Origin of the sequence: Paraburkholderia sp. Cy-641 (assembly GCF_011752945.1) — a bacterium.
Lineage (GTDB): Bacteria > Pseudomonadota > Gammaproteobacteria > Burkholderiales > Burkholderiaceae > Paraburkholderia.
The window spans coordinates 53,872-68,527 of the sequence record NZ_VWWM01000019.1; the positions used below are offsets into that span (position 1 = coordinate 53,872).

Below are 14,656 nucleotides of genomic sequence, written 5' to 3' on the forward strand. Positions count from 1 at the left end.
CAGCACACACGATGCCGGCAGCGCCGCCGCTGCGCACGATCCGTTAGATCAACGAACCCTGCAGGCTGTCCAGCAGCTTGCGCACCGGCGCCGGCACCCCGAACGAATCGAGATCGCCGAGCGCGACCCATGCGGTATCGGCGTCGTTCAACGCCGCCAATGCGCCGGTGCCGCGATCCAGCTCCGCGATGCGCGGCTCGATATCGAGCTTGAAATGCGTGAATACATGCGAAAACGGCGCGAGCGGCGACACCGTGCCGTCGCTACCGAACGCTCGCGCGCGCTCGGCGAGCGCGGCTTCGTCGGCGGCTTCGGGCAGACTCCACAAGCCGCCCCAGATGCCCGACGGCGGCCGCCGCTCGAGCATCACCGCGTTGCCGTCGCGCAGCACGAGCATCCAGGTGCGGCGCGTCGGCACGGCTTTCTTCGGCCGCGCCGTGGGCAAGTCGCGCTGACGTCCGGTGACATTCGCAACGCAGTCGACGGCGAACGGGCAGCGCGCGCAGTCTGGCCGGCCGCGCACGCATAGCGTCGCGCCGAGATCCATCAAGCCCTGCGTGTACGCGCTAACTTCGTCGTCCGATGCATCGACCGGCAGCAGCGATTCGGCGAGCGTCCACATCGCGTTCTCTACCTTCTTCTCGCCCGGGAATCCGTCGACGCCGAACACGCGCGCGAGCACGCGCTTCACGTTGCCGTCGAGAATCGTCGCGCGCGCGCCGAAGGCGAACGAGGCGATCGCGGCAGCCGTCGAGCGGCCGATGCCGGGCAGGTCCGCGAGTTCGTCGACCGAGGCCGGAAACGCGCCACCGTGCCGCTCGACCACGACCTGCGCGCAGCGATGCAGATTGCGCGCGCGCGTGTAGTAGCCGAGGCCGGCCCACAGCGCCATCACGTCGTCGGACGGCGCGGCGGCCAGCGCGGCGACATCGGGAAAACGCGCGAGAAACTTCGCGTAGTACGGAATCACCGTCGACACCTGGGTCTGCTGCAACATGATTTCCGACAGCCAGATGCGGTACGGGTCGCGCGTGTTCTGCCAGGGCAGATCGTGCCGGCCGTGCTGGCGCTGCCATGCGATGAGGCGCGCGGAAAAATCGGGCATCGCGGGAAAAACGGGCGCCGCGGCGGACGCGCCCGCGCGTGAGTTCGCACGCGGGGTCGTAGTGGGTGTCAGGCGGGAAGGCATCGGAAATCTAGCGCTGGCAGGTGGGACAGAAGTACGTGGAGCGCTGCCCCTGCACGATCTGTTTGATGGGCGTCGCACACACGCGGCAGGGTTGGCCCGCGCGATCATAGACGAAATAGTCGAGCTGGAAGTAGCCGCTTTCGCCGTCGCTGCCGACGAAATCGCGCAGCGTGCTGCCGCCCTTCTCGATCGCGGCGGCAAGCGTCACGCGCACCGCGTCGGCGAGCAGTTCATAGCGCGCGAGCGAGACGCGCCCCGCCGCGGTGGTCGGCCGGATGCCCGCGCGAAACAGGCTCTCCGACGCGTAAATATTGCCCACGCCGACGACGATTTCTCCAGCCAGCAGCACCTGCTTCACCGACACCTTGCGCCCGCGCGTCAGCCGGTGCATCAGCGCGCCCGAGAACGCCGGCGAGAAGGGCTCGACGCCGAGCCCCGCGAGCAGCGGGTGCGCAAGGATGTCGCCCGCCTCGCGCGGATGCCACAACACCGCGCCGAAACGCCGCGGATCGCGATAACGCAGGATGAAGTCGTCGAAGATCCAGTCGACGTGATCGTGCTTCGCCGCGGCCGGCGGCTGCGGCACGTGACGCAGCACGCGCAGCGTGCCGGTCATGCCGAGATGCACGATGAACCAGCCCGCGTCGATTTCGAACAGCAGGTACTTGCCGCGCCGCTCGACCTTGCGCACCACATGGCCGCGCAAGGTTTTCGCAAGGCCGGCCGGAATCGGCCAGCGCAGCGCGGGCGTACGCACTTCGACGCGCTCGACCTTGCGCCCGGACACATACGGTTCGATCCCTCGGCGGGTAACCTCGACTTCTGGCAACTCTGGCATGTCTGATCGGTCTGCTACTTGCGTGGGTGGTTGTGCGCGTATTGTAGCGAGCGCGTTACAATCGACTGAAACATTGAACGGATTTCCATGAACGTGTCCTTCGTGAAGCTGCTTTCAAGGCGCCTCGCGCGCATGTCCAACGTGCCACATGCCGTATCCGCCCGGCGGATGCTCGGCGCAGCTGCGCTCGCATTATGGGCGCTGGCCGCCGTGCCCGCGCATGCGCAGGACCCCGCGCCGGATTCGGACGACACGTCGGTCACCTTGCCGGACCCGCTCGGTCCCGCAACGCCCGAAGACGAGAAATCGCTGCCGGACGTGCCGTTGTCGAGCCAGATCGTCTTCCAGGTGCTCGCCGCCGAGATCGCGCTGCAGCGCGACCAGCCGGCGCCCGCCTATCAAACCTACCTCGCGCTCACGCGCGACACGCACGACCCGCGCATGGCGCAGCGCGCCACCGAAATCGCGCTGGCCGCGCAAAGCCCGTCGGACGCGCTGGCCGCCGCGCAATTGTGGCAGCAGTACGCGCCGGATTCGGAGCGCGCCGCGCAACTCGACGCCTCGCTGCTCGTGCTGTCCGGCAAGCCCGACGACGCGGCGCCGATCCTCGCGCGCGAACTGGCGAAGGTGCCCGAGGAAAACCGCGGCAACGCGATCCTCTCGCTGCAGTTGCTGCTCTCGCGCGGCCCGAATCGCATCGGCGGTCTGCATGTATTGCAGGACCTCGCGAAGAACGACCTGAACCGGCCCGAAGCGCAACTCGCGCTCGCCCGTCAGCAGTTGCTGTCCGACGACGCGCCGGGCGCCCGCAAATCGCTCGAGCAGGCGCTGACCCTGAAACCCGACTATCTGCCGGCGGCGCTGACGCTCTCGCAAATGGGCCCGGAAGAGCGCAAGGAAGGCATCGCGTCGCTCGAAAAATACGTGCAGCAGAATCCGAAATCGCATGACGCGCGGCTCGCGCTCGCGCAGATGTATCTCGCGAGCGACCGTCTCGACGACGCGCAGAAGCAGTTCGAGAGCATGCGCAAGGCGAACCCGAACGACCTCACGCCGTTGATGGCGCTCGCGCTGATCAAGATCCAGCAGAAAAATTTCGCCGACGCGCAGACCTATCTGACGCAATACGCGCAGCTGGCTGACAAGACGCCGGGCGCCGATGCGGGCCAGGCCTACATCTACCTGGCGCAACTGTCGCTCGAACAGAAAAACGAAGCGGCAGCGAACGACTGGCTCAACAAGATTGCGCCGACCAGCCAGCAGTACATGCCCGCGCAGATCACGCGCGCGCAGCTGCTCGCGAAGCAGGGCAAGACCGACGACGCGCGCAAGCTGCTCGCCGGCCTGCAGACCTCCGACCCGCGCGACATGGCGCTGATCGCGCGCACCGACGCCGCGATCCTGTTCGACGCGAAGCGCTACCCCGAGGCCGAAGAGCGCCTGCAGCAAGCCACGGCAAACTTCCCCGACGACCCCGACCTCACCTACGACTACGCGATGGCCGCCGAAAAGACCGGCCATTACGACATCATGGAAGCGCAGTTGCGCAAGCTGATGAAGACGCAGCCGGACAATCCGCAGGCGTACAACGCGCTCGGCTATTCGCTGGCCGATCGCAATCAGCGTCTTCCGGAAGCGGACAAGCTGGTCGAAAAGGCCTCGGCCCTCGCGCCGAACGACGCGTTCATCATGGACAGCGTGGGCTGGGTCAAATACCGGATGGGCAACACGGCGGATGCGATCAAGCTGCTGCGCAAGGCGTACAGCATCCAGCCGAACGCCGAAATCGGCGCACACCTCGGCGAAGTGCTGTGGAAAACCGGCGAGCAGGACGAGGCGCGCGCAGCATTCCGTGCCGCGCGCAAGCTCGAGCCGGACAACGACACCCTCGTCAAAACGCTGCAACGTCTTCAGGTAAACGATCTTTGATGCGTCTTTCCCGTTTGATTTCCTGTTCCGGGGCGCCGCGCGGCATGGCGCTCGGATTCGCGGCGGCGGCCGTTGTCGCGCTGGCGGGCTGCGCGTCGGTGCAACCGCAGGGGGCGTCCACGTCGAAGGCCGCGACCGAAGTGACCGCGCAAACGAGCCGCTCGTATCAGGGCCGTTTCGCGGTCCAGTACAACGACCAGAACGGCCAGCAACGCAACGCCTACGGCAACTTCTCGTGGCAGGAAACCGGCGACACCGTGACCCTGCAATTGCGCAATCCGCTTGGTCAGACCCTGGCTATCGTCACGTCGTCGCCGGCCTCGGCCACGCTCGAATTGCCGAACCGCGCACCGCTCACCGCGGATAACGTCTCCACGCTGATGCAGAATGCACTCGGGTTCACGCTGCCGGTCGAAGGTCTGCGCTACTGGCTGCAGCCGTCTCCCGCACCGACCTCGCGCGCGAAGACCGAGAACGACCCGCAGCAGCCGTCGCGCTTGAAGCAGATCACGCAGGACGGCTGGACCATCGACTATCTCGCGTATGCCGATGCACCGGCTACCGGCGTAAAGCGCCTCAATCTGAGCCGCTCGGAGCCGCCGCTCGACATCAAGCTCGTGCTGGATCAGTGACGGCTTTTCGCCAGGGCGGCCGGTACGACGGCCGCTTTCGAAGGCCGCTTTGAAAACCTTCGCCCCTGCATCCGTTCACGCAGCGTTACCGCCCGTTTGGCGCCACCTTGGCGCAGGTAGCTTTCACTCATGATCGAAACAACCGATTCGCTGCGCGATTGCCTCGCGCCAGCGAAACTGAATCTCTTCCTGCACATCACGGGCCGCCGGCCAGATGGCTATCACACGCTGCAAACGGTCTTTCAGCTGCTCGACTGGGGCGACACGCTGCACTTCACGCGCCGCGACGACGGGCTCATCACACGCCGCACCGAAATCGCCGATGTGCCGCCCGAGCATGACCTCACGGTACGCGCTGCGACGCTGCTGAAAGCGCACACGGGTTCGCGCGAGGGCGTCGACATCGAAATCGACAAGCGCCTGCCGATGGGCGCCGGACTCGGCGGTGGCAGCTCGGACGCAGCGACGACGCTGCTCGCGCTCAATCGCTTATGGAAACTCGACCTGCCGCGCCAGGAATTGCAGGATCTTGCGCTGAAGCTCGGTGCGGACGTGCCTTTTTTCGTATTTGGGAAAAATGCCTTCGCAGAGGGTGTTGGGGAAGCGTTAGACGTTGTACAATTGCCGCCGCGTCACTTCCTGGTAGTGACACCGAGGGTGCAGGTTCCAACTGCAGCGATTTTTTCCGAAAAAGCGTTGACAAGAGATACAAAGCCCCTCATAATTACGGACTTTCCTGCAGAACACAGCTGCAACACTGATTGGCCGGAAAGTTTTGGCCGGAATGACATGCAGCAGGTTGTCGTAGGAAAGTACGCGGAAGTAGCGCAAGTGCTGCGATGGTTTGAAAACATCGCGCCAGCGCGGATGTCCGGATCGGGTGCGAGTGTTTTTGCAGCGTTCCGTAGCAAAGCCGAGGCAGAAGCGGCGCAAGCCAAGTTGCCAAGCGAATGGAACAGTGCAGTGGCAGCGAGCCTGGATCAGCATCCACTCTTTGCTTTCGCGTCATAAGTTTTGCATCGTCGAACGAAACTCCACGGTCGGCGGAGCTCAAAGTTAGTGTAGGGGAGTCGCCAAGCTGGTTAAGGCACCGGATTTTGATTCCGGCATGCAAAGGTTCGAATCCTTTCTCCCCTGCCAAAAATTCTCGTAGTTCGCTGTGGTTCGTCACAGCAATCATATCTCTCCCGCCCCCAGCCTGAAGTAGGTGCACGATGAGCAGCCATGACGGCCTGATGGTTTTTACTGGCAACGCAAATCCCGCGCTTGCCCAGGAAGTCGTCAAAAACCTCGGTATTCCCCTCGGCAAAGCAATGGTCAGCCGTTTTTCGGACGGTGAGATCCAGGTCGAGATTCAGGAAAACGTGCGTGGCAAGGATGTCTTCGTCCTGCAATCCACGTGTGCACCGACGAACGACAATCTGATGGAACTGATGATCATGGTCGATGCGCTCAAACGCGCATCCGCAGGCCGGATCACCGCAGCCATCCCCTACTTCGGTTATGCCCGTCAGGATCGGCGCCCACGTTCGGCGCGCGTCGCCATCTCGGCGAAGGTCGTGGCGAACATGCTGGAAATCGCCGGCGTCGAGCGGATCATCACGATGGATCTGCACGCTGACCAGATTCAAGGCTTCTTCGACATCCCGGTCGACAACATCTACGCAACGCCCGTGTTGCTCGGCGATCTGCGCAAGCAGAACTACGACAACCTGCTGGTCGTTTCGCCGGACGTCGGCGGCGTGGTGCGCGCCCGTGCACTGGCAAAGCAGCTCAATTGCGATCTCGCGATCATCGACAAGCGTCGCCCGAAGGCGAACGTCGCCGAAGTGATGAACATCATCGGTGAAGTCGAAGGCCGCACCTGCGTGATCATGGACGACATGGTCGACACGGCCGGCACGCTGTGCAAGGCCGCGCAGGTTCTGAAGGAACGCGGCGCGAAGCAGGTGTTCGCGTACGCCACTCACCCGGTTCTGTCGGGCGGCGCAGGCGAGCGTATCGCCGCTTCCGCACTCGACGAACTTGTGGTCACGGACACGATCCCGCTCGGCGAAGAAGCCCGTTCGTGCGCAAAGATCCGTTCGTTGACGAGCGCCGGCCTGCTCGCCGAAACGTTCTCGCGCATCCGCCGCGGCGATTCGGTCATGTCGCTGTTCGCCGAGAGTTAAGCATTTGCGAAGACGCCGCGTACCGCTTCATGCGACACGCGGCGTTTTTGCACAATCGGCATGAACGAACGAAGGTTCGTGCCGCTATCCCGGGCCTCAGCCATTACGGCTTCGAGGCCCTGTTTTTACTGCCTGGTCGCGGGCAGTGCATTGGAGATTCAACATGAAAGTAGTCGCTTTCGAGCGTTCCCTGCAAGGTACGGGTGCGAGCCGCCGCCTGCGTAACTCGGGTAAGACCCCGGGTATCGTTTATGGCGCGGGTGCTGACACGCAACTGATCGAACTCGATCACAACGCCCTGTGGCACGCGCTCAAGAAAGAAGTTTTCCACTCGTCGATCCTCGAACTGGAAGTGGCCGGCAAGTCGCAACAGGTTCTGCTGCGCGACGTGCAATACCACCCGTTCCGTCAGCTCGTGCTGCACGTGGACTTCCAGCGCGTCGACGCATCGAAGAAGCTGCACACCAAGGTGCCGCTGCACTTCCTGAACCAGGAAAGCAACCCGGCAGTGAAGCTGTCGAGCGCGGTGATCTCGCACGTCCTCAACGAAATCGAAATCGAGTGCCTGCCGTCGGCACTGCCCGAATTCATCGAAGTCGACCTCGCGAAGATCGAAGCAGGTCAATCGGTTCACGCGAAGGACATCCCGTTGCCGGCAGGTGTGGCGCTCGTCGCCCACGTCGACGCGGAAAACCCGGTGGTTGCTGCTGCAACGATCCCGGCTGGCGCGATCTCCGGAGACGCCGCTGCTGCTGAAGGCGAAACGCCGGCTGCTTAAGGGCCCTTCGGTTCAGAGCAAGCAATCCTCTCGATCCGTTTCCCATGAAACGGTCGATGTGACCCGCCGAGGTTCGCCCTGGCGGGTTTTTTTTCGGCTTTTTGGGTCCGGCTGCAGTTCCCTTCCGGGCCAGATGGACTCACGCAATCATGATCAAGCTGATCGTCGGGCTCGGCAATCCGGGCGCCGAATACACCGCGACGCGTCACAACGCCGGCTTCTGGCTGGTCGATCAACTCGCGCGCGAGGCAGGCACGACGCTGCGCGACGAGCGGCGCTTCCACGGTTTTTACGCGAAAGCGCGGCTGCACGGCGAGGAAGTGCATCTGCTGGAGCCGCAAACCTATATGAACCGTTCCGGCCAATCGGTCGTGGCGGTGGCGCAGTTCTTCAAGATTCTTCCCGACGAGATTCTGGTCGCGCACGACGAGCTCGACATGCCGCCCGGCAGCGTCAAGCTGAAGCTCGGTGGCGGCAGCGGCGGGCATAATGGACTGAAGGACATCAGCGCGCATCTGTCGTCGCAGCAATACTGGCGGCTGCGGATCGGCATCGGCCATCCGCGCGACCTGATTCCCGAAAGCGCGCGCGCCGGCGCCAAACCCGACGTCGCCAATTACGTGCTGAAACCGCCGCGCCGCGAAGAGCAGGATGTGATCGACGCGTCGATCGAACGCGCCCTCGCGGTCATGCCCCAGGTCATCAAGGGCGAGCTGGAGCGCGCGATGATGCAGCTGCATCGCAATAACGGCTGAATAACGGCTGACCGGCGCGGCCGGCCGCCATCGCCATTGCAATCGACATCGCCAGGAGAATCGCTTGAGCCGTTACTGGAGTGACATCGTCCACCGTTTGACGCCGTATGTGCCGGGCGAACAGCCCGCGCTCGCGCATCCGGTGAAGCTGAACACCAACGAGAATCCCTACCCGCCGTCGCCGCGCGTGCTCGCGGCGATCCGCCAGGAACTCGGCGACACGGCCGAAGCGCTGCGCCGCTATCCGGACCCTACCGCGCGCAAGCTGCGCGAAACGGTCGCTGCCTATCACGGCATCCGCGCCGAACAGGTGTTTGCGGGCAACGGCTCGGACGAGGTGCTCGCGCTCACGTTCCAGGCCTTGCTCAAGCACGGCAAGCCGCTGCTGTTCCCCGACATCACGTACAGCTTCTATCCGACCTACGCCAGGCTGTTCGAAGTCGATTACCAGACCATCGCGCTCGACGACAACTTTGCGATCGACATCGACGATTACGCGGTGGAGAACGGCGGCATCCTGTTTCCGAACCCGAATGCGCCGACCGGCCGCCCGTTGCCGCTCGCGGACATCGAACGTCTCGTGGCGCGCCATCCGGATTCGGTCGTGGTAATCGACGAGGCTTACGTCGATTTCGGCGCCGAATCGGCAATTGCGCTGATCGATCGCTATCCGAATCTGCTCGTCGTGCAGACCGTGTCGAAATCGCGTTCGCTGGCCGGCATGCGCGTCGGCCTCGCGTTCGGCAATCCGGAGCTGATCGACGCGCTGAACCGCGTGAAAGACAGCTTCAACTCCTACCCGCTCGATCGGCTCGCCCAAGCGGCCGCGACCGCCGCCTACGAAGACGACGCCTGGTTCCGCGACTGCTGCGCGAAGGTGATCGCGAGCCGCGAGCGCCTGGCCGCGGAACTGGGCGCGCTCGGCTTCGAAGTCTTGCCGTCGGCCGCGAATCTGCTGTTCGCGCGCCATGCGGGCTACGACGCGGCGACGCTCGCATTGCGGCTCAGGGAGAAAGAAATTTTCGTGCGCCATTTCAAGGCGCCGCGTATCGACCAGCACCTGCGAATTTCGATCGGCACCGATGCTGAATGCGACATTCTGCTGGATGCGTTACGCGCTATTTTCAGCACGTACGCCGGATAGCGATGCGCGCCTCGGCGGCCTGAGGAAAACACCACCGCAAAACAAAAGCCAGAAACAAAAATGGCGAAGACCCATTCAGCCTTCGCCATTTTTTTGCTGCACGCATCAACCCCGAACGTCACGCACCCTTCGCGGCTTGCAGCGCGTGATACTTCGCCATCAAGCCTTCGCGCGTTTCCAGATGTTCCGGGTCGCGTGGAATGCACTCCACCGGGCACACCTGAATGCACTGCGGCTCGTCGAAATGGCCGACGCACTCGGTACATTTCTTCGGATCGATCACATAGATTTCCGTGCCCATCGAAATCGCATCGTTCGGGCACTCCGGCTCGCAGACGTCGCAATTGATGCATTCGTCGGTAATCATCAAGGCCATGCCGCCACCAACTTTCCTATGAAAAACAATACATTATAGCTTTTCATCCTGGCGCGCGGGCGCATGAAGCCAAGCGCCTTTTCACCACGACGCAGATCGACGATAACTAAAATCCAGCCGACATCTATCTCCGATTTCTGCAATTGACCGAAGCGCAGCGTGGCCTGCCCACGCTACCGGCACTCGACCCGCTCGAAGAAAAAATCCTTGAATTCGTGGTGCGCGCAACGCAGAACAAGGAGCGCCTCCCGATGAAGGACATGATGGGTCACAGCGAGCTGAGCTCGCCGGCCACACTGCATGGCCGCATTTCATCGATGTGCGAGAAAGGCTGGATCGTGCTCAACGATACCGAAGACGCCCGGCGCAAGCAGATCGAACTCACGCCAGCCTCGCTCAGGCATTTCGACAAACTCGCCGAGGCTTTCGCCAAAGCGGCAAAGGGCGCCTGGCCGTACCCGCAACTATCGGCCGGCCGCCGCCCGGCCGGTTACGGCTGCGCCGCCTGAGCGCCGCCATTCGGGTCCAGCGAAGCGACCTTCTCCTTCAGCCATTTTTCGACCGACGGGAACACGAACTTGCTGACGTCGCCGCCCAACTGCGCGATCTCGCGCACGATCGTGCCCGAAATGAACTGGTACTGGTCGGACGGCGTCATGAACATCGTCTCGACGTCGGGCAGCAGATAGCGGTTCATGCCCGCCATCTGAAACTCGTATTCGAAGTCCGACACGGCACGCAGGCCCCTGACGATCACGCGCGCGTTATTGGTCCGCACGAAATCCTTGAGGAGCCCCTTGAAGCTCATCACCTTGACGTTCGGGTAGTGCCCGAGCACTTCGTGTGCAATCGCGAGGCGCTCCTGCAGCGTAAAAAACGGCTTCTTGTTGCGACTGTCGGCAACGCCCACCACCAACGTGTCGAAAATGCTCGACGCGCGCCGAACGAGGTCTTCGTGACCGCGCGTCAGCGGGTCGAACGTGCCCGGGTACACGGCGACTACCATGAGACTTCTCCTCTATTCAGACAAAAGGGCACGGCAAAGCGTCCACGCGACGCATTTGACTCCGGACGCGCTGACGATAAACCGCCCGGCCCTTTTTTGGAACGCGCATTATTCCTTATTTTCGCGCTGCAGCAAATGAAAGTGGACAGCGCCCGCCTTGCCTTGCCGCGTGACTTCCCAGCCCGCGAGCGGCTCGTGGGCAACCGTTTCGAGCGCCTCGCCCGCTTCGACATAGAGAAAACCGTTCGCGCCGACGAGCGGCGCCGCCACGGCCAGCGCCGGGCCGAGCAGATCGGCGCCGAACGGCGGATCGAGGAACACCACGTCGAACGAGCCGGGCGCGAGACTCGCGGCAAGACGTAGGCCGTCCGCCTCGGCGATTTCGATCGCGCGCGCCGCGAGGCGCTGCTGGTTCGCGCGCAACTGGCCGGCGGCGCGCGCATTGCGCTCCACCATCAGCACGCGCGCCGCGCCGCGCGACGCGGCCTCGAAGCCGAGCGCACCGCTGCCGGCGAACAGATCGAGGCAATGCTGGCCATCCAGACGCTGGCCGAGCCAGTTGAACAGCGTTTCGCGCACGCGGTCGGGCGTGGGGCGCAAGCCGTCCAGATCGAGCACGGGCAATGGCGTGCGCTTCCAGTCGCCGCCGATGATACGAATGGCGTGCGGCTTGCCGCCTTTGGACGAAGCGCCGGCGGCGCGTGAAGGTGCTAAACGGGGCATGCGGTTTCTTGCAGTTTCTATGACCTGGTGACGACGCCCGCGACGCGCAGGCGCGCGGACCGGAGCGCCCACGTTACCACAGGGGCGTCCCGCGTCCAGCCTGGCCGATCGGCCGATACGACGCGCCGCGGCTCGCCTGATAAAATGTGCGGCTGCCAGCGCCTTGCCTTTCGCATCGCGGCGCTGCCCTCCTTCGCCGGTCCCGTGCCGGCTGCGCGCATCGGCGCGCTCTCCAATACGCCAGATCATGTTCAGTTTTTTCAAACGATTCAAGGGTTCGAAAGAGTCCGATACCGCCGCAGACGAAGCGCAGGCGGCGCAAGACGGCGCGCAGTCCGAAGCCATCGCCCCGCTGCCCGAGGAAGCGGCGCTGCCGCCCGCGGCCGCGACCGTCTTCGAGCCGCAACCGCAGGAAGCGGCCGAGGCCGGCTTTGACGCCGAATTCGAAACCGAATTCGAAGCCGTCGAGGAAACCGTCGAAGTCGTCCCGCCGCCCGTGCAGGACGCGGGCGCGAAGCGCTCCTGGCTCACGCGCCTGAAAAGCGGGCTGTCGAAAACGAGTTCGAGCCTGACCGGCATCTTCGTTGGCACGAAGATCGACGAGGACCTGTACGAAGAACTCGAAACCGCGCTGCTGATGTCGGACGCCGGCGTCGAGGCCACCGAATTCCTGCTCGAATCGCTGCGCGAAAAAGTGCGCAGCGAGCGCCTCACCGACCCTCAGCAGGTCAAGACGGCGCTGCGCACGCTGCTCGTCGCGCTGCTCAAGCCGCTCGAAAAATCGCTGATGCTCGGCCGTGCGCAGCCGCTCGTCATGATGATCGCCGGCGTCAACGGCGCGGGCAAAACCACGAGCATCGGCAAGCTCGCCAAGCATCTGCAGAGCTTCGACCAGTCGGTGCTGCTCGCCGCCGGCGACACGTTCCGCGCCGCCGCGCGCGAACAGCTGGCGATCTGGGGCCAGCGCAACAACGTGACCGTGGTCGCGCAGGAAAGCGGCGACCCGGCCGCGGTGATCTTCGACGCGGTCGGCGCCGCGCGCGCGCGCAAGATCGACGTGATGATGGCCGACACGGCCGGCCGCCTGCCTACGCAACTGCATCTGATGGAAGAGCTGCGCAAGGTGAAGCGCGTGATCGGCAAGGCGCAGGACGGCGCGCCGCACGAGGTGCTGCTCGTGATCGACGCGAACACGGGCCAGAACGCACTCACCCAGGTCAAGGCGTTCGACGACGCGCTCGGCCTCACCGGCCTGATCGTCACCAAGCTCGACGGCACCGCGAAGGGCGGCATTCTCGCGGCCATCGCACGGCAGCGGCCGGTGCCGGTGTATTTCATCGGCGTCGGCGAAAAGGTCGAGGATTTGCAACCGTTCAGCGCCGAGGAGTTTTCGGACGCGTTGCTGGGTGTTTGAGTTGCGCTTGAGTTACGTTTGAGCCGCGCTTGATCCACACCTGATCCGCGCTCAACCCGTAGCGCGCGGGCGCTTGAGCCCGAAACCAGCAAGAGGGCACTCCACGGAGCGCCCTCTTTTCATTTCAACCCGCCGCCGATATGCCGATGCGTCGCTACGCGACATAGAGCCGAAAAGCCGCCGCGTCACTCGGCATCGGGTTGCGCACCCGGTGCCGCGCGCGCAAACGCATCGAGCTGCATCGCGTGATCGTAGATGCGCTGGATCGTCGGAAACTTCGCCGTGTCGACCTTGAAGCGGTGCGCGTTGAACACCTGCGGAATCAGACAGGCATCGGCGAGCGTCGGCGTGTCGCCGAAACACAGCGTGCCGGTACGCGCGTCGCCCGCCAGATGCGTCTCCAGCGTCGCGAAGCCCGCGTCGATCCAGTGCCGGTACCACGCGTCTTTCGCATCGTCGTCGACGCACAGCGTGTGCTTCAGATAGCGCAGCACGCGCAGATTGTTCAGCGGATGAATCTCGCACGCGACCTGTAGCGCCACCGAGCGCACATACGCGCGATCGACGGGCGTCTTCGGCAGCAGCGGCGGCTCGGGATGCGTCTCCTCCAGATACTCGATGATCGCGAGCGACTGCGGCAACACGTCGTTGCCGTCGACGAGCGTCGGCACGATACCGTCCGGATTGACTTTGCGGTATTCGGGCTTCAGTTGCTCGCCGCCGTCGCGCACGAGGTGCACGGGCACGTAGTCGTACGGCAGGTTCTTCACGTTCAGCGCAATACGCACGCGATACGCCGCCGAGCTACGGAAATAGCTATAGAGCTTCATGTTGTCTGTCTCCTCCAACCTGCCCGCGAATCGTCAGACGACGCGCACGCTGAACTCGCCGAGCCCGTCCACGCCGCCCTTCATCAGATCGCCCTGTACCACCGCGCCGACGCCCTCGGGCGTACCGGTGAAAATCAGGTCGCCCGGCTGCAACTCGAACAGCGTCGACAGATACGCCACCGTCTCGCCGACCGACCAGATCAGCTGCGACACGTCCGAGCGCTGCTTGTCCTCGCCGTTCACCGACAGCCAGATCGCGCCCTTGCCGATATGGCCGACCTTCGAAGCCGAATGGATCGGGCCGAGCGGCGCCGAATGATCGAAGCCCTTCGCGGTATCCCACGGACGGCCCAGCTTCTTCGCCTCGCCTTGCAGATCGCGGCGCGTCATGTCGAGGCCGAGCGCGTAGCCGTACACGTGATCGAGCGCGCTTTCGACGGGGATGTCCTTGCCGCTCCTGCCGATCGCCGCGACCATTTCCATTTCGAAGTGGACGTTCTTCGTTTGCGACGGATACGGAAATTCGCCGGTCACGCCTGGTGCGACATAGACGACGGCATCGGCCGGCTTCGAGAAGAAGAACGGCGGCTCGCGGTCCGGGTCATGCCCCATCTCGCGCGCGTGCGCCTCGTAATTGCGCCCCACGCAGTAGATGCGCCGCACCGCGAACTGCTCGCCCGACCCGACGACCGGCACCGCGACCTGCGGTGCCGGTGCAAATACGTAACTCATCCCGTTCTCCGTTTTCCGATTGGCTTACGATCCGCGCCGCCGACGCGGCGAGAAGCATCGAGTGTAACGCGCGGCACGGGCCAATGCGTCCAGGCGCGAGCGCCGAGGCACGGGCTCGGCGCCCCGTTCTTTCTCGCGC

The 14,656-nt window shown here is 64.1% G+C and carries 15 protein-coding genes, 1 tRNA gene and 1 pseudogene; 10 read left to right on the forward strand and 7 right to left on the reverse strand.

The window, feature by feature from the left end:
• Positions 1-43: 43 nt before the first annotated feature.
• Both mutY and mutM read right to left on the reverse strand, forming a co-directional pair.
• On the reverse strand, positions 44-1,189 hold the full coding sequence (gene mutY, locus F3J20_RS12555; protein WP_205299278.1) for an A/G-specific adenine glycosylase: 1,146 nt from the start codon (positions 1,187-1,189) through the stop codon (positions 44-46).
• Positions 1,190-1,196: 7 nt separating this feature from the next.
• A complete protein-coding gene (gene mutM, locus F3J20_RS12560) occupies positions 1,197-2,027 on the reverse strand; it encodes a bifunctional DNA-formamidopyrimidine glycosylase/DNA-(apurinic or apyrimidinic site) lyase (RefSeq protein ID WP_167048296.1) in 831 nt (276 codons plus the stop codon).
• An 87-nt stretch (positions 2,028-2,114) separates the two neighbouring features.
• Between mutM and F3J20_RS12565 the strand changes: the two genes are divergently transcribed.
• The 8 genes from F3J20_RS12565 to hisC all read left to right on the forward strand — a co-directional run bounded on the left by F3J20_RS12565 (position 2,115) and on the right by hisC (position 9,436).
• Positions 2,115-3,956 (forward strand): tetratricopeptide repeat protein, encoded by a 1,842-nt coding sequence (locus F3J20_RS12565; protein ID WP_167048298.1) that lies wholly within the window; start codon positions 2,115-2,117, stop codon positions 3,954-3,956.
• Positions 3,956-4,588, forward strand: a complete 633-nt coding sequence (gene lolB, locus F3J20_RS12570) for a lipoprotein insertase outer membrane protein LolB (RefSeq protein WP_167048300.1) — start codon at positions 3,956-3,958, stop codon at positions 4,586-4,588. The genes F3J20_RS12565 and lolB overlap by 1 nt, the downstream gene beginning before the upstream one ends.
• Before the next feature lie 129 nt (positions 4,589-4,717).
• The gene (ispE, locus tag F3J20_RS12575) at positions 4,718-5,599 is read left to right on the forward strand and encodes a 4-(cytidine 5'-diphospho)-2-C-methyl-D-erythritol kinase (RefSeq protein ID WP_167048302.1); all 882 of its coding nucleotides are present in this window, start codon (positions 4,718-4,720) and stop codon (positions 5,597-5,599) included.
• 52 nt (positions 5,600-5,651) lie between these two features.
• Positions 5,652-5,728: transfer RNA gene (locus F3J20_RS12580), tRNA-Gln, on the forward strand.
• Between the two features lie 74 nt (positions 5,729-5,802).
• Entirely contained in the window at positions 5,803-6,759 is a 957-nt protein-coding gene (locus tag F3J20_RS12585) for a ribose-phosphate pyrophosphokinase (RefSeq protein WP_167048304.1), read from the forward strand.
• 163 nt (positions 6,760-6,922) lie between these two features.
• Entirely contained in the window at positions 6,923-7,537 is a 615-nt protein-coding gene (locus tag F3J20_RS12590) for a 50S ribosomal protein L25/general stress protein Ctc (protein ID WP_167048306.1), read from the forward strand.
• A 149-nt stretch (positions 7,538-7,686) separates the two neighbouring features.
• Positions 7,687-8,292 carry an aminoacyl-tRNA hydrolase gene (pth, locus tag F3J20_RS12595; RefSeq protein WP_085482232.1) on the forward strand — a complete coding sequence of 202 codons (606 nt, stop codon included), beginning with the start codon at positions 7,687-7,689 and terminating at the stop codon, positions 8,290-8,292.
• A gap of 64 nt (positions 8,293-8,356) precedes the next feature.
• Positions 8,357-9,436 carry a histidinol-phosphate transaminase gene (gene hisC, locus F3J20_RS12600; RefSeq protein WP_167048308.1) on the forward strand — a complete coding sequence of 360 codons (1,080 nt, stop codon included), beginning with the start codon at positions 8,357-8,359 and terminating at the stop codon, positions 9,434-9,436.
• 118 nt (positions 9,437-9,554) lie between these two features.
• Here hisC and F3J20_RS12605 read toward each other — a convergent pair whose 3' ends face one another.
• Positions 9,555-9,812 carry a YfhL family 4Fe-4S dicluster ferredoxin gene (locus tag F3J20_RS12605; protein WP_167048310.1) on the reverse strand — a complete coding sequence of 86 codons (258 nt, stop codon included), beginning with the start codon at positions 9,810-9,812 and terminating at the stop codon, positions 9,555-9,557.
• 122 nt (positions 9,813-9,934) lie between these two features.
• Here F3J20_RS12605 and F3J20_RS12610 point away from each other — a divergent pair.
• A pseudogene (locus F3J20_RS12610) lies at positions 9,935-10,258 on the forward strand (winged helix-turn-helix domain-containing protein); the annotation flags it as partial.
• A gap of 44 nt (positions 10,259-10,302) precedes the next feature.
• On the opposite strand, the gene coaD reads toward F3J20_RS12610, so the two are convergent.
• Positions 10,303-10,818, reverse strand: coding sequence for a pantetheine-phosphate adenylyltransferase (coaD, locus tag F3J20_RS12615; RefSeq protein ID WP_167048352.1), 516 nt, complete (start codon positions 10,816-10,818; stop codon positions 10,303-10,305).
• Positions 10,819-10,926: 108 nt separating this feature from the next.
• The gene (gene rsmD / locus F3J20_RS12620; RefSeq protein WP_167283519.1) at positions 10,927-11,541 is read right to left on the reverse strand and encodes a 16S rRNA (guanine(966)-N(2))-methyltransferase RsmD; all 615 of its coding nucleotides are present in this window, start codon (positions 11,539-11,541) and stop codon (positions 10,927-10,929) included.
• Positions 11,542-11,788: 247 nt separating this feature from the next.
• Between rsmD and ftsY the strand changes: the two genes are divergently transcribed.
• The gene (gene ftsY / locus F3J20_RS12625) at positions 11,789-12,955 is read left to right on the forward strand and encodes a signal recognition particle-docking protein FtsY (RefSeq protein WP_167048368.1); all 1,167 of its coding nucleotides are present in this window, start codon (positions 11,789-11,791) and stop codon (positions 12,953-12,955) included.
• A 185-nt stretch (positions 12,956-13,140) separates the two neighbouring features.
• Here ftsY and maiA read toward each other — a convergent pair whose 3' ends face one another.
• On the reverse strand, positions 13,141-13,785 hold the full coding sequence (gene maiA, locus F3J20_RS12630) for a maleylacetoacetate isomerase (protein ID WP_167048370.1): 645 nt from the start codon (positions 13,783-13,785) through the stop codon (positions 13,141-13,143).
• Positions 13,786-13,818: 33 nt separating this feature from the next.
• Positions 13,819-14,517, reverse strand: a complete 699-nt coding sequence (locus tag F3J20_RS12635; RefSeq protein WP_167048372.1) for a fumarylacetoacetate hydrolase family protein — start codon at positions 14,515-14,517, stop codon at positions 13,819-13,821.
• Positions 14,518-14,656: the final 139 nt, after the last annotated feature.